The following is a 21,105-nucleotide window of genomic DNA, read 5'->3' on the forward strand; positions in this document are numbered from 1 at the left end:
CCACCGATTGTTACAATTTTTACAGGTTTTTTATTCATTTATCTTTCCTCCTTTATTCACTCAAATATTTTAGTAAGTGACAGGATAAAAGACAATAAAATGGAAAAATCAGAGACTTTTTTTCATGAAATATAGAAAAATAATGAAACATTTTGAAACTATTCATCAAGATTACGATCATCTGTATAACGAATATATTCTTTTAAGTATTTATTATTTTTATCTAAATCCAAATGATAAACACACGCAAAAATAACATCTAACATATATTGTAATGCAATATGAGAAGCAAATTCTGACGTATGATCTCTTACATTCTCTTGATCAGACATACCTAAATGATAGGTTATATATTGAGGATAGAAGTTATTACCAATTTTACTTATAAGAATGATAGGTGTTTTTCTTTTGGATAAGATTTCAATGATAGTTGGAATATAGGTTGCTTTTCCTGAATAGGAAATAATAATAGCGACATGTTTTTCGTTAGATGCTAAGGCAATATAATTCATATGCTCACTTTGAGGACAATTGACAATACGTCCTATAGAAAGCATTTTATCTTGAAAATTATAAGCTACATGACTATTATGTGAACTGGTATAAATATCAATTAATTGAGCTTGATGTAATAATTTAGAAATCTTGTATAATTCATTTTGATCAATGACTTCAAAAGTATCTTTAATAGCGAGTTCATAGATTTGTGTTAACTTTAAAGAAATATCTTTAGTGGTATCGTTGATTTTAAAAGGATAATTGACGTCAACTTGTTCATGTTTGAATGAATGATGTTGATTTTTAGCGAGCGCCACTTTTAAATCATTGAAGCCGTTTAAATTGATTTTCTTACAAAAACGATGAATAGTAGATTTAGATGTAAAGATTTCTTTAGAGAAATCTTCGATAGTCATATTTAATATCATATCTTTATGATTTAAAATATAATGACTGATTTGTATTTCAATCGGGGTAAAGTTTTTACATAGTTGGATTCTTTTTTCAATATTCATAATAACCTCCTATTAAAATGATTGGATAAATGCCTTTAATGTATCCGATATATCCTCATTTTTTCTAGTAATAAAAGTGACACCAGTATAAAGACTTTGATCTTCTAAGACAACATGATATAAAGTATCATCATATTTATATAATAGGCTACTACTAGGGACAATCGCAACCCCAATACCAGTAGTGGCCCATATCAATGAAGTACGACTATCATCACAAGTCACTTGTAACTTTAAGGGAATCTGTTGATTTAAACAATAGTCGTTAATCAAAGGAAAATAACGCTGATGAATGATGAGAGGGATATTTTTAAAGTCTTTAAGGGTAGATTTAGGTGTTTCAAAGTATTTTCTTTGTCCAATCGCAACCATAGGTTCAAAATGCAATGACGAAGAATTAACTAAAGATGTATCAAAGGGCGTTCTAACAATGCCTAAATCAATATTATGTGATAACAAGAGATCAAGTATTTCATAAGTGGTTCCCTCATGAAGGTGATACTGGATATGAGGGTGTTGACAAATAAAGGTTTTTACTGTGGGTTGATTAATCAACCCACTATTAGAAGAAGTAATACCTATTCTTAAAATATCTTGATAAGATTGTTTGAGTTCATTTTTTGTTGTTTCAGTTAAATCTAGAATTTGTAGGCATCTTTTATAGAAGCGTTGCCCAGCATCGGTTAATTCAATTTGCCTTTTTCCTCTTTTTAATAAAGTAACTTGAAGTTCTTCTTCTAACTGTTTAAGTTGCATAGAAAGTGGTGGTTGAGCAATATGAAGAACTTTGGCTGCTTTTGAAATCGTGCCCTGCTCTACAATTGTTTTAAAATATTTCATTTGTCTAATATCCATAAATTTTCTCCATAATAAGTATAGATGTATTTATATATATAATTTATATAATAATCATACTTTATATATATTTTACATATATAGATTTTAACATATAATAGATGCGAGGTGAAGAAAGTGAAATTATTGAAGTATGTAAAGGAATATAAATATTCGGCTTCTTTAGGTTTTATTTTTAAGATTTTTGAAGCTGCTTTAGAATTGTGTGTTCCTGTTGTGATGGCTTCGGTTATTGATAAGGGAATTGGTCATCATAATACTAACTATATTTTAAAGTGTGGACTGGTTTTAATTGGTCTGGCGTTATGTGGTTATTTATTTGCGTTAGTATGTCAATGGTATGCATCAAAGACATCACAAAGTGTAGGAACAGCATTAAGAAAAGATATGTATCATCAAATTAATCAATATGATGATGCAGCCTTGGATCGTTTAACAGCACCATCATTAGTAACAAGATTAATTAATGATGTTGTTCAAATCCAATTGGCTGTAGCACTGACCATCCGTCTTACATCAAGAGCCCCATTTTTAATGATTGGTTCATTATTTATGGCATTTATGATTAGTGGGTCTTTATCGATGATTTTTGTTGTAGGAGCCATTATTCTTGCGGTATCGATGTTATCAATTACGGTTTTATCTATGCCTTATTTTGCTAGAATTCAAAAACTATTAGATAAAATAGCCTTGATAGCAAGAGAAAACTTAAAAGGGGTCCGGGTTATTCGTGCTTTTTCTAATCAAGAGTATGAAACCAATAGATTCCATCAGGAAACGAAAAATCAAAAAGATGAACAAGTTAAAGTAGGTAAAATTCAAGCTATGTTAAATCCTTTTACTTACTTAATTGTTAATTTTGCGATTATCATTATTATCTATGCCAGTGGTTTTCAAATTAATGTAGGAACTTTAACTCAAGGTGAAGTCATTGCCTTAGTAAACTACATGAATAGTATTTTACAAGCACTTATTGTTTTTGCGAATGTTTTATCAACTTATAATAAAGCTACAGCAAGTTATGAAAGAATCTTTGAAGTCTTAGAAACGAAGTCCCAAGTACAAGATGAAGGTATCTATGAAACAATGGTTTTACAAGACAAGATGATTGAATTTGATGATGTGAGCTTTGGTTATACCAATAAAGATGTGCTACATCATTTAAATTTCACTATTAAAAAAGGTGAAACCGTAGGTATTATAGGAGGAACGGGAGCCGGTAAATCAACTTTAGTTTCTCTAATTGGAAGAAATTATGATGTCACTTCAGGACAAATCAAGATTGCCGGAAGACGTATTCAAGATTATAAACTGGCAACCCTTAGAAAACATATAAGTTATGTCTTACAAAATACAGCTTTAATATCAGGAACAATAAAAGAAAACTTATGTATGTCATTACCTTATCAAGAAGGGGTCGTTAATCAAGCATTAGAAGTTTCTCAAGCTAAAGAGTTTGTGAGTTTACTTCCTCAAGGATTAGAAAGTCCTGTTGTTCAAGGTGGAAAGAATTTTTCTGGAGGACAAAGACAACGTTTAACTATTGCTAGAGCATTAGTTAAACAAGGGGATATTTTAGTATTAGATGATTGTTCAAGTGCTTTAGATTATGCAACAGATGCTGCGTTACAAAAACAATTACAACAATTAAAAGACGTAACAAAAATAGTGATTTCTCAAAGAACATCTTCATTAAAAAGATGTGATCGTATTATGGTTTTATATCACGGTGAAATTGTAGGTTTTGATAGTCATGATCAATTATTAAAAGATTGTGTTGTTTATAAAGAAATCTATGAATCACAAAATAGTAAGGATGGTGATTATCATGGATAGTCAAACAATTAAAAGATTACTTACTTATTGTAAACCTTATCAAGATAAGATTATTGCATTAGCGATTTTATCTATTATATCAGTCGTATTTACATTACTTACACCTGTTTTATTAGGACAAGCTATTGATTTATTAGTAGGTGTGCATCAAGTTCAATTTCATGCATTATTACATAAGTTAATGATTGTAGGTGGCGTTGTTTTGATTGTTTCTTTTATTCAATGGATTATGGGACAAATCACCAATAGTATTACTTATAATATTACTAATGATTTAAGAAATAGAGTTTTTTCTAAGATTCAAGTTTTACCTCTTAAATATATTGATAGTACAAGTCATGGAGATATTTTAGGAAGATTAATTAATGATATTGATTTAATTGGGCAAGGTTTATTACAAAGCTTTACTTCTTTACTTACTGGTATTGCAACGATTGTTGGAACAATTTTAATTATGGCGTGGATTCATTTTTCAGTCGCTGTCATTGTTGTTGTATTAACACCATTATCATTATTAGTTGCTTCATTGATTGTCAAAAGAACACATTCTTATTTTCAAGAACAGTTAGCGATTCGTGGAGAGATGAATGGTTTTTGTGAAGAAATGATTGGTAATCAAAAGATTGTGAATCTATTTGATTACCAAATAGAAAATGAAGAGAAGTTTAATGAAATTAATGAGCGAATGCATAAAAGCGGGGTTATTTCTCAATTTTATGGAGCCTTGATTAATCCAACAACGCGTTTAGTTAACAGTATTGTTTATGCGGCAGTAGGAATTTATGGTGCCTTTCAAGTATTAAATGGTGCTTTTAGCGTAGGGATTCTTTCAAGTTTTCTAACTTATGCCAATCAGTATACAAAGCCATTTAATGAAATTTCTTCAGTGATGTCAGAAATGCAAACAGCCTTAGCTGCTAGTCAAAGAGTTTTTGCTTTATTAGATGAAGAAGAAATTACTGAATTAAGTGAATCAAAAATAGTAGAAAACAAAAAAGGACGTATCAATATAGAACATTTAGCTTTTAGTTACGATCCTGCCAAACCATTAATTGAAGATTTTAATTATGAAGCTAAACCAGGTACGATGAATGCTATTGTAGGAAAAACAGGATGTGGAAAGACGACACTTATTAATTTATTAATGAGATTTTATGATCCTCAAGCTGGACATATCACAATTGATGGTGTAGATATTTTAGATATGAATCGTGATGATTTAAGAAAAATGTATGGTATGGTTTTACAAGATAGCTGGTTATTTAAAGGAACTGTAAAAGAAAATATTGCTTATGGTAAACCAGAAGCAACAGATCAAGAAATTATTGAAGCAGCTAAAAAAGCACGAGTTCATAAATATATTATGTCTTTACCAGATGGGTATGATACTTTAGTAGAAGAAGATGGAGGAAACATGTCGCAAGGACAAATGCAATTAATTTGTATTGCACGTATTATGTTAACTCATCCACCAATGCTCATTTTAGATGAAGCAACAAGTTCAATTGATACTCGTACAGAATTACAAATTCAAAAAGCATTTGATGAAATGATGAAAGGACGTACGACTTTTATTGTTGCACACCGTTTATCAACGATTAAAAATGCTGACCAAATTATTGTGATGGATCAAGGACATATTTTAGAGGTCGGTAATCATGAAGAATTGCTCGCTAAAAAAGGTTTTTATCATCAATTATATTACAGTCAATTTGAAATAGAATAATAAAGAAAAAGACTATAACAACGAAATGTTATAGTCTTTTTATATAACGATTCTTAAAATAAAATGATGATTTTTTGTAAAAAATTGATAATGACCATGCAACTTTTCTACAGTATAAACAATACTTTGACTACCAATACCGTGATCTTTTTCTTTAGAAACAGGAATACCATCTATAAATTCAGGTTCAATCGCATAAGTATTTTCAATAGAAATCAATAACTTACCACATTTTTCATCAATACTTAGTTCAATTAAACGATGCTCTTTTAATAATAATACAGCCTTCAATGCATTTTCTAGACCATTAGAAAGAATAGAAGTTAAATCAATATCACTTATATTTAATTGTTGAGGTACATTCAATGAATAATGAAAATCAACTTGTTCTTCAATCATTCTTTCTTCATAGGAAGCAATAATCATATTAATGGTATTATTTAAACAATATTGTTTTCTTACAGTTTGGTCAATTGAATCAAATAATGTCTGAATATAGTGAATAGCATGTTCATTTTGATTGTTTTCTAAATCGTTTAAGATATGATTGAGAAAATGACGCATATCATGTCTAATCATAATGATTCTTTTTTCATTTTCTTCCATTAATTTCATTTCTTTTTCTGCTTGAGTTTGTTGTATATGAATGAGTTTATTATAGGTTTCTATTTTTTGTTTTTCTTCATACTGTTTAAAATAAACGGTGCAGAAAATGAAATAACAAATACATAAAAGAAAAGGAATGAATTCAACAGTAATCTTATTACCAAGATAAAGCAGATGGGTATAAACAGTTGCTATATAATCAAATATATAATAGAAAACAGGGATAATACTAAAAGAAAATAATTCATTATTTTGTTTCTTTAATAATTGTGATATAGAAGCAGATACATATTTCATAATAATAAAAAATGAAATAATTAAAGAAAGTGAATAAGTGATATGATTGATATTTGGAATAAAACTATTAATAAAAATAGAAGTCCAGTTACTTATTTGACAACATAAATAAGCACTTGTAATCGCAATTAAAGAAGGAAAAATACGTATTTTTAAATAAAAAATGAAAAATAAACATAAAGGAAGATGTGTAATAAGAGGATAGAGCGAAATAACTAAAGAGAGTCCTTTAATGAAATAGAAGATGCCCTGTAATCCTAAATCAATTAAAAAGAAACTCATTAACACCATAATATTTTTTTTATTCATTTTTACATCAATAAACAAACTGGAAACAAAAATACCAAACAACAATGTTAAAGAATAACGAATTATTTCTAATAAAGTATTAATCATCATCAGGGTTTCCTTTCTTAAACATATAATCAAAATATACATCTTTAAAGTTCTTTGCATAATTCCTTGAAATAGGAATTATCTTTTGAGATTTAACTTGAATTTCAGTTGAATTAAAATGATCAATAGCTGGCATATAAACAAGATAACTACGATGACATTTATAAAAACCATCATTTAATAATAGTCTTTCACTACAATGAATAAAGGTATCTAATACTTCAATACAATATCCATTATTTAAGTAAAATAAGACTTTTTTATTTTGAGCTTCAATACATTCAATAGTATGATAATAAATCTTTTAGAATCCTTCATCTGTTTTAACAATAATAAATTGCGGTTCATGATGAATGGATTGGCTACATTCATTTAAAAGGGTACATAATTTATTATAGTTTGTAGGTTTTACGAGATAGCCGCTTGCTTTGACATCGTATGACTCTACAGCAAATTCTATCGAAGAGGTTAAAAAAATAATTTTAACAGCCTGATCATGCTTTCTAATTTCATGGGCTGTTTCCATCCCGTTTAATAAAGGCATCATAATATCTAAAAAAATCACATCAATATGACTCTTTTGATAACTATTGATCAAAGCATCACCATGATTAAATAAATAGATAGATATTTTTTCATGATTTTGTTGTGCCCATGCTTCAATCATTTCCTTTACTTTATTCATATATAAAATATCATCATCACAAATTGCTATATTCATTACTATCACCTAATTCTATTTTATCAAAATATAATTCTCTCTTATATACATTTCACACCCTAAAAACGACATTTCGCGCCTGTAACGTAAAAAAAGGGGTTAAAAAAGTAAAATATAAATGTAAGGAGGGAGTTTTCAATTATAAAGAGGATTGAGTAAACAAGATAGAGGGAAGGAGAAAAGAGATGAAAAAGGTATTATCAATTTTAGTTGTTTTAATGATGTTGATAGGCGTAACACCAACAAAAATATACGCTGAAGATTTTGAACAAATGGGGAATAAAGCGATGAATTCCTATGACAAAGTAGAAAGTACATTAGCGAATGTTGCTGAAGTAAGTCAAGATGCACAAAATCATATTAATATCAAACTTACAAAAAACATTAAAGGACGTTTAAATTTTAAAATCAAGGGAGCTTATATCGTTTTTGACGCTAATGGAAAGACTATTGATGGAAGTAACTGTTTAGAAGCAATTTGCTTAGAACATAATATGGGTATTACTCTTATTTTAAAAGGAAATGGAACCTATATTCGAGGGTCTAACTATTCAGTATTTGCTGGATCAGGATCGCAAGAGAATAATAATGAGAATGTAATTTATATTCAAAGTGCCACTTTAAAAGGAAATCCTGGAGTAAACGGAAATGGGAAAATTATAGTTCAACCAACAGACGGAAATGAATGTATGGTAACAAAAGATGGAGAAAACTATTTTTCTCAATCTATATGGTCAGAAGAACCATTTAAAAATGAAGATTTACATCACACAGGAACGGCTGCAGATCATGTTTTTGTTATTAAACAAGTTAAGCATACACATGTAATGGATCAAGAAGTTGAAAAAAGTGAATATTTAAAACAAATGGCAACATGTGTTACACCTGGTATTTATTATAAAAGTTGTGTTTGTGGATATAGTACGAAATCAGATGCTGCTGTTTTTTATACAAACGCATTAGGACATGGATATACAAAGAAAATTTACTCTGCTTTTTTAAGAAGTAAAGCTAGCAATTGTCAAGAACACGATACATACTGGTATGTATGTACACGTTGTGGTAAAACATCAACTGTAGATTTCTTTGAAGACACACAAAGCAGTGGCAGCCATCAATATGCTAGTGAACTAAAAGCGAGTCCAACACATCATTATTATGCTTGTACAGTAGAAGGATGCGCAAGTGTAAATAATATGGAAAAACATACAGCAAGTAAGTGGATTATTGATGAAGAGGCTACTACTTCAAAAGAAGGATTGAAACATCAAGAATGTACAGTTTGTCATTATGTTATGCAAACAAGTACGATTGCTAAGCTAAATCCAGAAGTCAAACCGACAATGACAACAGAAAATAAGACGGAAACAAAAAAACAAGAAACAAAAGATAATCAAACTGTTAAAACAGGAGATCCTACAAATATTCTTGAAGCGATGGTTTTATTAGTTTGTAGTGTTATAGCTATCGTTATCATAAAAAAACGTAGTGAAAGAAAAGAATAAAAAAAACAGATGGTCATTTTAAATCGACCATCTGTTTTTATCTTGTTCTTTGTAATGCTTTTTTCATCTTAGATTCATCCATAAATCTAAGTGATGTAGAATATGATTTTTGTCCGTAACTAAAACTTAAAGTTGTAGGTTTAGGATAGTTCACTCTTTTTATTTTACGATAATCTAATTGAATCTTACCAATTAACATATCACGTCTACCAATAAAGATGACTTGTTGGAATAAATATCCACTCACTAACGATACGATTGCAATAATATTAAGTGGTAATGAGGCATCATTATACTTATTATTCATAGCTGATATAATCATAAAATAAAGACATCCTACAAAACAAGCTACATAAATAATAAGTAATCCAACATAAAATATTTTTCCTACAGTAGATAAAGCACATTCTAAAGTTTTATCTTTTTTCAAACAACGAATAATAGTAACAAATAAATTTATATTAGTATATGTAATCCAAAGGAATACAAGAAATACTAAAATTGGTAATATAACTAAAAGACCTTCCATGATTTGACTCCTTTTCTTGCATATACATATTATACAAGAAATTTATTAAATAGTATAGTCTTAATAATTTCTTGTAAAAAGTAAGAATAATAGAAAAGTAGAAGATGAGTGATTTATATAGAACATGTTTTTAATTAATAAAAGAGATAGATATGTAAAACTGTATATCTGTCTCTTTTAGTGATGTCTAGCATAGTATTCATCATAAGTTAGTTTTGATTGTGTGACTTTTTTGGCTAAATCTTTACCTAAATAACGAAGATGCCAACTTTCATAAAGATAACCAGTTAGCTTGTCCTTTTGATCTGGATAACGAATAATGAACCCATAATCAGCAAGTTTAGATACAAACCATTGGTATTGAGGATGTTTGATAACATCATCTAGTTTATATTGGTCAAGACCGATATCCATTGATAGACCGGTTGTATGTTCGCTATGACCAGGACGTGAACATGTTTCATCAGCTTTAGCTTGATTGTAAGTATTAGCCATATGATTATAGATTTCATCTTGCCATTTAGTAGAACGATAACCAGAAGCAACATAGAGTTCAAAGCCTTTTTCTTGACAAGCTTTTCTTAAAGCTTGAAAGTCATCATAAACACATTTTCTAACAAGATGACTGCGATAAGGATATCCATAACTACCGGGAGTTGCCTGATCATTGATTTCCACCAAATCATCAGGAGCATAACTTGGATCTAATTGATAATATTTATTAACAATCGTATCTAGGTCGTTAGGATGATCTTGACGAATGATTTTTCCATAAAAATCATAATCAAGATTCATATTCACATATGTAATAACATCTTCATGACTATATTCAGGATGTTGTTTTTGATATTCTTGATAACGCTGAGCATTTTCTTTTTTATAATAAGAGAGTTCTTTTTTTGTTTGTTTTTTAACTTTTACAGTTTGCTTTTTTGGTGTTGTACTAGAACTTTGACGAGGATAGAAAATAAATCCTAGAATCAAAGCTAATATGATCACACCTAATACAATGACTCTTTTTTTTAAATGTCTTTTTTTCATACTAACCTCACATATTTATTTTAACACCATCGGGTACAATACTTTTAATTTTTTCTTGGAATTGTTGTAAACATGATGGGTCATTTTTTAATATATCATGTTGTAATAATAAATCATTATTGTAATTTTTTAAAGGATAAATTGTAACTACATTAGCATTATAATGATTAATTAATGGCGTATAAGTGACATTTTCAATAGAATAGGTATTATTATCTTTAATAAAGTCTAATGATAGCATACCTTCTAATTGATTATCTACATTGTCCATAGTGCTCACAAAATTACCTAATGAATAAACAACAAGTGTTTGATGTCCATTGTGTTCTAACCAGTTAACAGGTTGGACAATGTGACTATGATTACCGACAACTAAATCTACATCTAAATCTGCAAAGAATTGAGCATATTCAATTTGACTTTCACCTAATTCGCTTGAGTTTTCTTTACCAAAATGTGCAGAAACAATAACAAAATCACTTTCTTGTTTAGCTTTAGCGACATCTTGTTTGATTTTTTCTTTATCTAAAGTTCCAATAAAATAAGGATAATTTTGGACATCTTTTAAATATTGACGATAACGTGCTTTAGGCTCTTGATTTACGCCAAAAGTATAAGCAAGAAAACTAAATTTGATACCATTTTTTTCAATCGTACGAATATGATCACGATCTTCTTGACTATCATATAATCCAGCAAAGAGAACATTGGGTTTTGTACGCCATAATTTACAAGTATTAAAAACAGCATTGAGTCCTTGATCATAAGAATGATTTGTTGCGCCATTTACAAGATTAAATCCTGTATCAATTAAATCATCAGCTAATTGACTAGGTGAATTAAAATCAGGATATCCTTGAATACCTAATTCATCACCACCAATAATCGTTTCTTGATTAACATAAGCTAAATCTTTTTTACTAATATAAGGTTTTACATGTTGATAAACAGGTTTAAAGTTATATGTATTATTTGAACTTTGACTTTTGGCATAGTTAAAAACTCTTTCATGAATCAAATTATCTCCTACCGCAACAAAAGATACTTTTTGTTGTGTTGTTTTTTCTGTTGTTTTTTTTGCTTTTGGTTTTGGTGCTTGTTTTGTAGAAGCAAAAGGATGTAAAAATAAAAATACAAGTGAGAAAACAACAATTATCGCAATCATAGATATACCTAGATGTTTTAAATTTAGTTTTCTTTTTTTCATTATCTCACCTCAAAACTTTATTAATTGATATATTTATATTATTATAATTTTAATAATTTTTAAACATTAAGAGGTAATAAAATGAAAAAACTAGAAACAGTACAACATCATATCGTTCAATATCAAGAATCGGATTTTAAAGGACAATTTCGTCAAGCTACATTATTTAGTCTTTTTGCCGATTTAGCTACGCAAAACGCAATTGAAGTAGGCATATGGCATGACGATTTAGAAAATCATTGCGGATGGGTGCTTTCTAAACGGACAATGGTTTTTAATCGTCCAATAAAGGCTGGTGAGCATATTGATTTGGTAACTTGTGTTAAAGGGGGATCACGGGTTCAATTTTCTCGTACTTATGAAATAAGACAAGAAGAAAAGATATTGGGTGGTGGTTTTTCACTGTGGACTCTTATTGATTTAAAAAGTAGAAAAATTGTAAGACCTCAAGACGTGGGAATTACTATACCAAAAGTAGAAGATTATCCTTGTATTGTTGATCGTTATCATAAAATAAGAAAAGATATTGAATTAGAATATATAAAAACAAGAGAAGTTGTTTATAGTGATGTAGATATTAATCAGCATATGAATAATTATCGTTATGTAGAATGGGCTTTAGACTTAATTCCATTTGAGATATATCGTCAATATGATATTAAGGAAATGAGTGTTCACTATATTCAAGAAATTTTACCGGGAAGTCAGGTGCAACTTTATTTAGGAAAAGAGCATCAAGATATAAAAATTGTTTTTAAAGTGGCAGATAAAACGTGTTTTGAAATGGCTGTAATCTTACAAGATAGGGGATGATAAGATGTTATTACAGTGCCCTAAAATAAAAGATGACAAACTTTATTATGGGGGAAGTCAAGATTGGTTTCATGATAAATGGGCTCAAATGGCAGGATGTGCCAGTGTTTGTGCAACCAATGTTTATGTTTATTATTTAAATCAACAAAAGGTCTATACTAAAGAACAGTACCTTCATTTTCAAGAAAAACTCTACGCTTTGCTTACCCCTGGTAAAAGGGGATATCCTTATGTTTATCATTATGCAAGAAAAGTAGGAAACCTACTCCAACGGGATTACCAAATTATCAGAAATCCAGGTATTGAAAAAGGATATCATTTTATAAAAGAAGCTATTGATCATGGAAATCCTGTCAGTATGCTGGTTTTAACGCATCATTCAATAAGAATGAGAGATGATAAGTGGCATTGGATGACAATCTTTGGCTATGATCAAGATTCGATATATTATTCTAGTTATGGAAAAATGAAGAAAATAAAAACGCGAGTTTTACTTAAAAAACATCGCATTAATGTTGTGAAATTGGTTCGCTTTGTAAACAAAAATCAGGAGGCGTCTTTGTTTGTAAAGTAATGACTTGATTGGTTAGGGGATGAAAAAAACGAAGGTAGTAGGCATGTAAGGCAAGCCGTGGCATTTTTGGATATGGTTTTCCATATAGGGGATCTGATAAAATAGGATGATTTAAAGAAGCAAGATGAACTCTGATTTGATGTTTGCGTCCTGTTTCTAAAAAAGCAGATACTAATGAAATTTGCTTGTTTGATTTGATTTCTTTAAAATGAGTACATGCTGTTTTGCCTTGTTTGCTTACTATCATCTTTTGGTTATGATGTCGATCTCTTGCTATACCTTGATTAACGGTCATTTCTTTTCTTTGAAGATGTCCTTCTATTAAAGCATAATAACCTTTTTTAATAGTTTTATTTGCAATTTGATAATCAAGCAAAGGTTGTAATAGGGTACACTTACAAAACATGATCAAACCACTGGTATCACGGTCTAAACGATGAATAAAACGAACAGGATAATTTTGATTTGTTTTTTTATAGTAGTTAGCGACAACATTAACCAGTGTATGCTGACCTTGTTTACCTTCGGGATGAATAATCATCCCAGGTTCTTTATTAATGACTAATAAAAATTCATCTTCATAAACAATATCTAAAGGATGATCAAAACATTCAAAATCAATACCTTTTTCAAAAGCTTTGATTTGTGGTAGATCTCCTTTTTTTAATACTTGATTGTAATCAACAAATTGATGATTGTATAAATATTCTTTGTTTTGTCTTAATAAATGAATTGTTTTTTTAGAAAGATGCATGGAATGAAAATACTCAAGGATAGTTTGTCCTTGAGTTGTTTTATCAATTTCAATGATAAGTTGATCATTGATGACTTTATACTTCATAAATTGTTATTTTGACATCAATTGTGATATCAAGTCCTTGTAAAGTATCTAATACGTGACGTCTTTCTTTTTTTATGTGGTAATAGTGAGGCGTCATTTTTAATAAATTTAAAGCATCTTCCCTGCTGGTAATGGCTACTTTTTTAACTAAGTCAAAACTTTCTACTTTAGGAAAATCTAGACGAATATATTTATCACTCTTTACTTTGATTTCATCATAAATTAATTCTTTAATTTCAATTAAATGACGAGGATTAGCTGTAACATGAATCACATAGCCTCCTTTTTTAAGAACTCTTTTTAATTCATCTTGATTAACAACAGTAAAAAGAGCACTGACAAAATCTAAAGAATGATCAAGAATAGGAATATTTTTAGAATTACCCACAATCCAAGTAACATCTTTACGATATTTACTTGCCATATTAATGGCTTCTTTAGAAATATCTAAGCCATAAATATCACTATCAATAAAATGTTGTTTAATTCTTTGGGTATAATATCCTTCACCACACCCTAAATCTAAAATACTAGGGTTTGCTTCTTTTTTGTAACGATCAATACAATCAATCACTTGATCACAAATGATATTATAATAGCCTTGATTTAAAAAGGCTTTTCTGGAAACTAAAGATTCTTTACTGTCTCCAGGGTTATTGGTTGATTTATCAGGGTTAAGTAATAAGTTAATATATTTGCTTTTCGCTATGTCATAACAATGTCCTTCTTGACAACGAAAACTACGCTGATCTAAAACAAGGGGTTGATGACATTTAGGACAAGCTAATTTGTTCATGGTATCACCTCTTTGCCATTATAACATAAAAGGATAAAAAACAAATATGAATTATGATATAATGAAACAAGCAAAGGAGCGTAGAATATGGGATTTTTTAAAAGGAAAGAAAAAGTGAATTTAGATGATAAATTTAAAAGTTTATATAAAGAAATTAATCAAATTACAGCCAATGCTGGAAATGAATTAGATTTTACGATTAAGTATTCACAATTAGTACTAGCAAGTGAAAAATATAATGATTTATTGAAATTAATTGATCAAGGGGCTAACTTTGATAAAAAACATTTTCAATCTTTAAAAGATAGCGTTGATCAAGAAGCAAGAAGAGTAAAGGGGCTTATTGATGAAGATTAAGAGTTATCAAAAAGATTTAGACTATACTTATACTTTAGGGGTTTTTGAAACAATTGAATTATTAAAAAATAAACCGGAGCTTGTTTTAAGAGTGTATGTTAAGTCCAATTCATATAAAAATAAAGGGATACCTTTAATTGAAAAATTATGTAAACAATATCAAATAGAAATGATAGAAAGTGATAAAACAATTCATAAATTATCTAAAAAAGATAATTGTTTTGCTCTAGCAATCGTAAAAAAATATGCTCAACAATTAGAAGATCAAAATCATGTCGTTCTTGTTAATCCCGGAGATATGGGAAATATGGGAACGATCATGCGTACGATGCTAGGCTTTCATTATACGAATTTAGCGATTATCAGACCGGGAGTAGATGTTTTTGATCCTCGTGTTGTGCGTGCTTCGATGGGAGCATTGTTCCATTTAAATGTAGAATATTTTGATAGTTTTGAAGATTATTTGGAACGTTATCGTCATCATCATATTTATCCTTTAATGTTAAAGGGAGCAACGAATATACATAAGATTGAACCAGATCAACAATTACATTCTCTTGTTTTTGGTAATGAAAGTAGTGGTTTACCAGATGAATATTTAAATTATGGAAAAACAATATTTATTCCTCATAGTCATCAAATAGATTCTTTGAATTTATCAATGGCTTTAGGAATTACATTAGCTCATTTTTCAAGTTTGGAATTTAAAGATATGGAGGTATTAGGTGATGAGTGAGATGTTTGATTTTGATCAAGTTATTGATCGTAAAAATACGAACTGTGCTAAGTGGGATGGTATGAAAAGAAAAAATGTCAATCCTGACGTGATTTCGATGTGGGTCGCTGATATGGATTTTAAAGCACCACAAAGAGTATTAGATGTATTAAAAGAACGTATAGATCATGGTGTTTTTGGTTATTCTTTTGTTGGGGATGATTATTTAGATGCGATTGTCAGCTGGATGCATCGTCGTCACCAATTTGATATTGATAAGCAATGGATCGTACCGACACCTGGTGTTGTTACGGCATTAAAATTAGCGGTCAATACATTAACTCAAAAGGGTGATGGTATTATTATTCATAAACCAGTTTATTATCCTTTTGATCGTTCTATTTTGGCTAATGAAAGACATGTTGTTGAAAATCCTTTGATTTTTAAAGATGGACAATATGAATGTGATTTTGAAGCTTTTGAAAAAGCTATTATTGAAAATAATGTCAAATTATTCATTTTATGTAATCCACATAATCCAATTGGTAAAGTGTGGAAAAAGGAAGAATTATATCAATTAGGAATGATTTGTAAAAAACATGGAGTTAAAGTTGTGGCTGATGAAATACATCAAGACTTTGTTTATGAAGATAATGAACATATTCCTTTTTATAATGTTGATCCATCATTTAAAGAATTTTCAATCATTTGTACTGCACCGAGTAAGTCATTTAATTTAGCAGGATTACAAACATCAAATATTATTATCGCTAATAAAGAAATAAGGGAAGCTTTTAAAGCAACGATGAATCGTGTAGGTGTAGATGAACCTGCCATTTTAGGATTATTAGCGTGCCAAACGGCTTATAATGAATGTGAGCTTTGGTTTGATGAAATGCTAGAATATGTTTATGATAACTTTACTTATTTAGATAAATTCCTAAAAGCAAACATGCCAGAAATTAAGTTAGTTCATCCTCAAGGTTTATATTTAGCGTGGGTTGATTTTAGAGCCTTAAATATGTCAGCTAAAGAATTAGAAGATTTTATGCAAAATAAGGCGGGTCTATGGCTAGATGAAGGGTATATCTTTGGTACTGGTGGTGAAGGCTTTGAACGTTTCAATCTAGCCACACCAAGAGCAACACTAGAAAAAGCTTGTCAAAGATTATTAAAGGCTTATCAAGAATTAAAATAATTTATCATAGTGATAAAAAACTATTGATTAAATAGAAAAAAGATGTATACTATAAGTGTAATCATTGGATTACATAGAGATTACGATAAAGTTGTTCTCCAAATAATTTACGGTAATCTATTGAAAAACGTAGCCACACCCGTATTTAAGAAACAGGTTTCCCATTGATTAAATACATGGATATTTCTGTAAGTAGCCTAGGCTACGTTTTTCTTTTTAAAAAATAATATAAATTAATGGAAATTCTTGATAAAAGATAGTATTATATATACGAAAAAAAGAAAAGGAGATTTGTTATGGGATTAGTATCAGCAACAGAAATGTTAAAGAAAGCTAAAGAAGGACATTATGCAGTAGGTCAATTCAATATCAATAACTTAGAATGGACTAAATCAATCTTATTAACTGCAGAAGAATTAAAAGCGCCAGTTATCTTAGGTGTATCAGAAGGTGCTGCTAAATATATGACTGGATATACAACAGTTGCAGCAATGGTTAAAGCAATGGTAGAAGCATTAAATATTACTGTACCAGTAGCTTTACACTTAGACCATGGTTCATATGAAGGAGCTAAAGCTGCTTTAGCTGCAGGTTTCTCTTCAATCATGTTTGATGGTTCTCATTATGGAATCGAAGAAAACATTGAAAAAACAAAAGAAATCGTTGAATTATGTCATTCAAAAGGTGTTTCAGTAGAAGCAGAAGTTGGATCAATCGGTGGAGAAGAAGATGGTGTCATCGGTAAAGGTGAAGTTGCAGATCCAAAAGAATGTAAATCAATCGCAGATTTAGGAGTTGATTTCTTAGCTGCAGGTATCGGAAATATTCATGGTAAATACCCTGCTAACTGGGAAGGATTAGACTTCAATGCATTAGACGCAATTCAAGCAGAAACTGGAAAATTACCATTAGTATTACATGGTGGTTCAGGAATTCCTGATGAAATGATTAAAAAAGCAATCACTTTAGGTGTATCTAAAGTTAATGTTAATACTGAATGTCAATTATATTTCCAAGAAGCTACAAGAAAATACATCGAAGCTGGAAAAGATTTAGAAGGAAAAGGATATGATCCTCGTAAATTATTAGCTCCAGGTGCTAAAGCAATTCAAGAATGTGTAAAAGACAGAATGGAAGTATTTGGTTGCATCGGTAAAGCTTAATTAAAAAAATAAGGCTTCTCATTGAGAAGCCATTTTTTATTTTAGTCTTGAAAAAGGAATAAATGGAAGAGGTTGATCAGGTTGATCAATTTGTTTTTCCATCCAAATCATATCATACCATTGATTAAACTTATAACCACAACGATGGAAATGAGCCACTTCTTGGTATCCTTCCTTTTCATGAAAATGAATACTTTGAGGGTTACCATAAGTAATACATGCATTTAAGTTAGTTATATGCTGTAAATGAGAGATTCTTTCTAATTCCTGATATAAAAGATGTCCTAATCCCTTGCCTTTATGATGAATATCAAGATAGATAGATGTTTCTGCTGCCCATTGATAAGCTGCACGAGGATGAAAAGCACCGGTATAGCCATAACCAATAATTTTTTCATCTTCCATAAGAACTAGATAAGGATATTTTATAAGTGTGCTTTTAATTCTGTTTCTAAATTCTTCTAAACTAGGAACATCATATTCAAAAGTAATGGCAGTATTTAAAACATAAGGTGTATAAATTTCTAATAAACGTTTTGCATCGTCTACAGATGCCACTTTTATCGTTATATTTGACATAATATCTCTCCTTTTTTCATATATTTTCTGCTTTTTTAATAAAATGTCAAATAAAATGATGATAAGAATTAAATTATGTTGTGAAGTGATTTTATTATCAATATTTTAAAGTTGTTTTTTTGATTTATTTAATATATAGTATTAGAGATAAGAGGTATAAGGAGGCAATTTATGAGTGAAATTATAGCAATTGAAGGTGGACATAAATTAAATGGAACGGTAGAAATTAGTGGGGCAAAGAATGCAACGGTAGCGTTGATACCAGCGATTATTTTAGCTGATTCACCGGTTACTATTTTTGGTGTACCTGAAATTAGTGATGTTGATGCATTAGCCGTTTTACTTAAAGAGTTAAATTGTGATGTTAAAAGAGATGGTGACTCATTAATTGTTGATCCTTCACATTTAGAAAATAAACCACTTGTTAGTGATGCTGTAGATAAGTTAAGAGCTTCTTATTATCTTATGGGAGCTTTACTTGGTAAATGTAAAAAAGTAGTTATGAAAGCTCCAGGAGGATGCTTTTTAGGACCTCGTCCTATAGATCTTCATATTAAAGGATTTGAAGCATTAGGTGCTCATGTAGAATTCAAAGATGGTGCACATATTATTACGGCTGATCGCTTAATTGGTAATAAAATATATCTAGATTTTGCTTCAGTTGGCGCAACAATCAATATTTTACTTGCTGCGGTGAAAGCAGAAGGAAAAACAATTATTGAAAATGCAGCAAAAGAACCAGAAATTATTGATGTAGTTAACTTACTAACAAAAATGGGTGCCAAAATCAGAGGTGCTGGAACAGATACGATTACAATAGAAGGAGTAGAAACATTACATGGATGTTCCCATGAAATTATTCCTGATCGTATTGAAGCAGGGACTTTCTTAATCATGGCAGCAGCAGCCGGAGAACGTGTAATTGTTCAAAATATCATTCCTCAACATTTAGAATCATTAATATCTAAACTCAAAGAAATTGGTGTAAAAATGGAAAATGTAGGGGATAGTATTATTGTCTATGGACATGATGGAGACTTAAATGCAACAGATATTAGAACACAAGTTTATCCGGGATTTGCGACTGATTTACAACAACCATTGACAGCTTTACTTACACAGGCTCATGGTCAATCACAGGTAGTAGAGACAATCTATCCGGAAAGATTTAGACATTGTGAACAGTTAAATAAAATGGGAGCAAACATTGAAGTAGATGAAAGTATGTGTTTTGTTAATGGAAAGACACCATTAAAAGGAGCAAAAGTAGAAGCAACAGATTTACGTTGTGGAGCAGCGTTGCTTATTGCAGGGTTAATAGCTGATGGTATTACAGAAATTGGTAATGTTTATCATATTGATCGAGGATACGCTAATATTGATAAAAAACTGATTAGTTTAGGTGCAGTTATTAGAAGAATACAAGTAGAAGACGAAAAGGCATAAGATGCCTTTTTTGTTAGGAGGAAAAAATGAGAGTCTTAGTTGTTTATTGTCATCCTAGTCAAAATAGTTTTACTTATGAGATGACAGCCAGTTTTATATTAGGATTAAAAAAAGCAGGGCATGAAGTAATTTTTAATGATTTATATAAAATAAATTTTCAAAGTGATATGTCTGAGGCAGAATATATGCGAGAAGGATTCTATGATGAACATCTTACTTTACCTCAAGATGTTATTGATCAACAAAAACTCATTAACCAAAGTGATGCCATTGTATTTGCTTATCCAGTATTTTGGAGTGAAGCCCCAAGTAAACTTGTAGGTTGGTTTCAAAGGGTATGGACTTATGGTTTTGCCTATGGTAATAAAACGATGAAAGATTTAAAGAAAACATTATTTTTAGTAACGATGGGTGGCGATAGTAAAGAAGTTGTTCGCCAAAGACAAATTGATGCAATGAAAGAAGTCATGGTTCATGATCGAATGAATGAAAGAACTGAAGAATGCGAATTTATTGTTTTTGATCGTATGAGTCGAGACTACCCTGAACGAGATTTAAAGAAAAAAGATGAACTAGAAAGAGCTTATCAATTAGGTTTAACGTTTAATGATAATATTTGATAAAAATCAAAGAATGTTTCTTAAAGCTTGTTTAAAATCGAGCATAAAAATGATATGTTATGAATACAATATATATGTCATATGACATTTATTGTTTGGCTTGTTCGAATGATCTGGGTCACTGAAGGCGAGGACACTTCCCCGCCAATTTTTTTAGTTAAGGAAAGGTGGATTAAATGAAAATATTAATCAAAAATTCATACATACTGTACCGATTATTAGAATAAAAGGCGAATATTTATATCTATTTTTAGATCGAAGATGCTCTTTA

The 21,105-nt window shown here is 29.9% G+C and carries 22 protein-coding genes; 11 read left to right on the top strand and 11 right to left on the bottom strand.

All coding sequences use genetic code 11. The features are described 5' to 3' along the window. Nucleotides 1-158: 158 nt before the first annotated feature. Complete coding sequence (locus tag DW911_RS08535; RefSeq protein WP_118433339.1) at nt 159-1,013, bottom strand: MurR/RpiR family transcriptional regulator; 855 nt, start codon at nt 1,011-1,013, stop codon at nt 159-161. A gap of 12 nt (nt 1,014-1,025) precedes the next feature. Further along, a complete protein-coding gene (locus DW911_RS08540) occupies nt 1,026-1,868 on the bottom strand; it encodes a LysR family transcriptional regulator (RefSeq protein WP_118433341.1) in 843 nt (280 codons plus the stop codon). Between the two features lie 117 nt (nt 1,869-1,985). Between DW911_RS08540 and DW911_RS08545 the strand changes: the two genes are divergently transcribed. Continuing rightward, on the top strand, nt 1,986-3,704 hold the full coding sequence (locus tag DW911_RS08545) for an ABC transporter ATP-binding protein (protein ID WP_118433343.1): 1,719 nt from the start codon (nt 1,986-1,988) through the stop codon (nt 3,702-3,704). Beyond that, nucleotides 3,697-5,430 carry an ABC transporter ATP-binding protein gene (locus tag DW911_RS08550; RefSeq protein WP_118433345.1) on the top strand — a complete coding sequence of 578 codons (1,734 nt, stop codon included), beginning with the start codon at nt 3,697-3,699 and terminating at the stop codon, nt 5,428-5,430. Before DW911_RS08545 ends, DW911_RS08550 begins: the two co-directional genes overlap by 8 nt. Nucleotides 5,431-5,469: 39 nt before the next feature. Here DW911_RS08550 and DW911_RS08555 read toward each other — a convergent pair whose 3' ends face one another. The 3 genes from DW911_RS08555 to DW911_RS11025 are packed head-to-tail and all read right to left on the bottom strand — an operon-like array spanning nt 5,470 to nt 7,450. Further along, nucleotides 5,470-6,732, bottom strand: coding sequence for a GHKL domain-containing protein (locus tag DW911_RS08555; protein ID WP_158575443.1), 1,263 nt, complete (start codon nt 6,730-6,732; stop codon nt 5,470-5,472). Next, nucleotides 6,722-7,030 carry a LytTR family DNA-binding domain-containing protein gene (locus DW911_RS11360; RefSeq protein WP_199669471.1) on the bottom strand — a complete coding sequence of 103 codons (309 nt, stop codon included), beginning with the start codon at nt 7,028-7,030 and terminating at the stop codon, nt 6,722-6,724. Before DW911_RS11360 ends, DW911_RS08555 begins: the two co-directional genes overlap by 11 nt. A gap of 3 nt (nt 7,031-7,033) precedes the next feature. Continuing rightward, on the bottom strand, nt 7,034-7,450 hold the full coding sequence (locus tag DW911_RS11025; RefSeq protein WP_199669470.1) for a LytR/AlgR family response regulator transcription factor: 417 nt from the start codon (nt 7,448-7,450) through the stop codon (nt 7,034-7,036). Nucleotides 7,451-7,635: 185 nt separating this feature from the next. Here DW911_RS11025 and DW911_RS08565 point away from each other — a divergent pair, with 185 nt between their 5' ends. Then, nucleotides 7,636-8,955: a hypothetical protein gene (locus tag DW911_RS08565; protein WP_118433351.1), complete on the top strand. Its 1,320-nt coding sequence runs from the start codon at nt 7,636-7,638 to the stop codon at nt 8,953-8,955. 37 nt (nt 8,956-8,992) lie between these two features. Here DW911_RS08565 and DW911_RS08570 read toward each other — a convergent pair whose 3' ends face one another. The 3 genes from DW911_RS08570 to DW911_RS08580 form a co-directional block, all read right to left on the bottom strand. Continuing rightward, complete coding sequence (locus DW911_RS08570) at nt 8,993-9,484, bottom strand: hypothetical protein (protein ID WP_118433353.1); 492 nt, start codon at nt 9,482-9,484, stop codon at nt 8,993-8,995. Between the two features lie 177 nt (nt 9,485-9,661). After that, nucleotides 9,662-10,525 (bottom strand): M15 family metallopeptidase, encoded by an 864-nt coding sequence (locus DW911_RS08575; protein ID WP_118433355.1) that lies wholly within the window; start codon nt 10,523-10,525, stop codon nt 9,662-9,664. Nucleotides 10,526-10,532: 7 nt separating this feature from the next. Next, complete coding sequence (locus DW911_RS08580; protein WP_118433357.1) at nt 10,533-11,732, bottom strand: CapA family protein; 1,200 nt, start codon at nt 11,730-11,732, stop codon at nt 10,533-10,535. Nucleotides 11,733-11,813: 81 nt separating this feature from the next. Here DW911_RS08580 and DW911_RS08585 point away from each other — a divergent pair, with 81 nt between their 5' ends. Together DW911_RS08585 and DW911_RS08590 are read left to right on the top strand one after the other, a co-directional pair. Beyond that, a complete protein-coding gene (locus DW911_RS08585) occupies nt 11,814-12,545 on the top strand; it encodes an acyl-[acyl-carrier-protein] thioesterase (protein WP_118433359.1) in 732 nt (243 codons plus the stop codon). Nucleotides 12,546-12,549: 4 nt separating this feature from the next. Beyond that, nucleotides 12,550-13,119, top strand: a complete 570-nt coding sequence (locus tag DW911_RS08590; RefSeq protein WP_118433361.1) for a hypothetical protein — start codon at nt 12,550-12,552, stop codon at nt 13,117-13,119. Here the strand turns inward: DW911_RS08590 and DW911_RS08595 are convergent. Both DW911_RS08595 and DW911_RS08600 read right to left on the bottom strand, forming a co-directional pair. After that, complete coding sequence (locus DW911_RS08595; RefSeq protein WP_118607710.1) at nt 13,055-13,960, bottom strand: RluA family pseudouridine synthase; 906 nt, start codon at nt 13,958-13,960, stop codon at nt 13,055-13,057. The genes DW911_RS08590 and DW911_RS08595 overlap by 65 nt on opposite strands. After that, nucleotides 13,950-14,756 carry a methyltransferase domain-containing protein gene (locus DW911_RS08600; RefSeq protein ID WP_118607711.1) on the bottom strand — a complete coding sequence of 269 codons (807 nt, stop codon included), beginning with the start codon at nt 14,754-14,756 and terminating at the stop codon, nt 13,950-13,952. The genes DW911_RS08595 and DW911_RS08600 overlap by 11 nt, the downstream gene beginning before the upstream one ends. 87 nt (nt 14,757-14,843) lie before the next feature. On the opposite strand from DW911_RS08600, the gene DW911_RS08605 reads away from it, so the two are divergent. The 4 genes from DW911_RS08605 (at nt 14,844) to fba (ending at nt 18,189) form a co-directional block, all read left to right on the top strand. Then, nucleotides 14,844-15,113: a hypothetical protein gene (locus DW911_RS08605; protein WP_118433367.1), complete on the top strand. Its 270-nt coding sequence runs from the start codon at nt 14,844-14,846 to the stop codon at nt 15,111-15,113. Then, entirely contained in the window at nt 15,103-15,849 is a 747-nt protein-coding gene (locus DW911_RS08610) for a TrmH family RNA methyltransferase (RefSeq protein ID WP_118433369.1), read from the top strand. The genes DW911_RS08605 and DW911_RS08610 overlap by 11 nt, the downstream gene beginning before the upstream one ends. After that, the gene (locus DW911_RS08615; protein ID WP_233541865.1) at nt 15,842-17,026 is read left to right on the top strand and encodes a MalY/PatB family protein; all 1,185 of its coding nucleotides are present in this window, start codon (nt 15,842-15,844) and stop codon (nt 17,024-17,026) included. Before DW911_RS08610 ends, DW911_RS08615 begins: the two co-directional genes overlap by 8 nt. A 296-nt stretch (nt 17,027-17,322) precedes the next feature. After that, nucleotides 17,323-18,189, top strand: a complete 867-nt coding sequence (fba, locus tag DW911_RS08620) for a class II fructose-1,6-bisphosphate aldolase (protein WP_118433371.1) — start codon at nt 17,323-17,325, stop codon at nt 18,187-18,189. Nucleotides 18,190-18,225: 36 nt separating this feature from the next. Here the strand turns inward: fba and DW911_RS08625 are convergent, their stop codons facing one another. Continuing rightward, entirely contained in the window at nt 18,226-18,768 is a 543-nt protein-coding gene (locus tag DW911_RS08625) for a GNAT family N-acetyltransferase (protein WP_118433373.1), read from the bottom strand. Between the two features lie 171 nt (nt 18,769-18,939). Between DW911_RS08625 and DW911_RS08630 the strand changes: the two genes are divergently transcribed. Continuing rightward, on the top strand, nt 18,940-20,214 hold the full coding sequence (locus DW911_RS08630) for a UDP-N-acetylglucosamine 1-carboxyvinyltransferase (protein ID WP_118433375.1): 1,275 nt from the start codon (nt 18,940-18,942) through the stop codon (nt 20,212-20,214). A 26-nt stretch (nt 20,215-20,240) separates the two neighbouring features. Continuing rightward, the gene (locus tag DW911_RS08635) at nt 20,241-20,834 is read left to right on the top strand and encodes an NAD(P)H-dependent oxidoreductase (RefSeq protein WP_118433377.1); all 594 of its coding nucleotides are present in this window, start codon (nt 20,241-20,243) and stop codon (nt 20,832-20,834) included. The last annotated feature ends 271 nt before the right edge of the window (nt 20,835-21,105 follow it).

It is taken from the genome of Erysipelatoclostridium sp. AM42-17, assembly GCF_003480255.1.
In the GTDB taxonomy this organism is placed as follows: Bacteria; Bacillota_I; Bacilli_A; order Erysipelotrichales; family Coprobacillaceae; genus Faecalibacillus.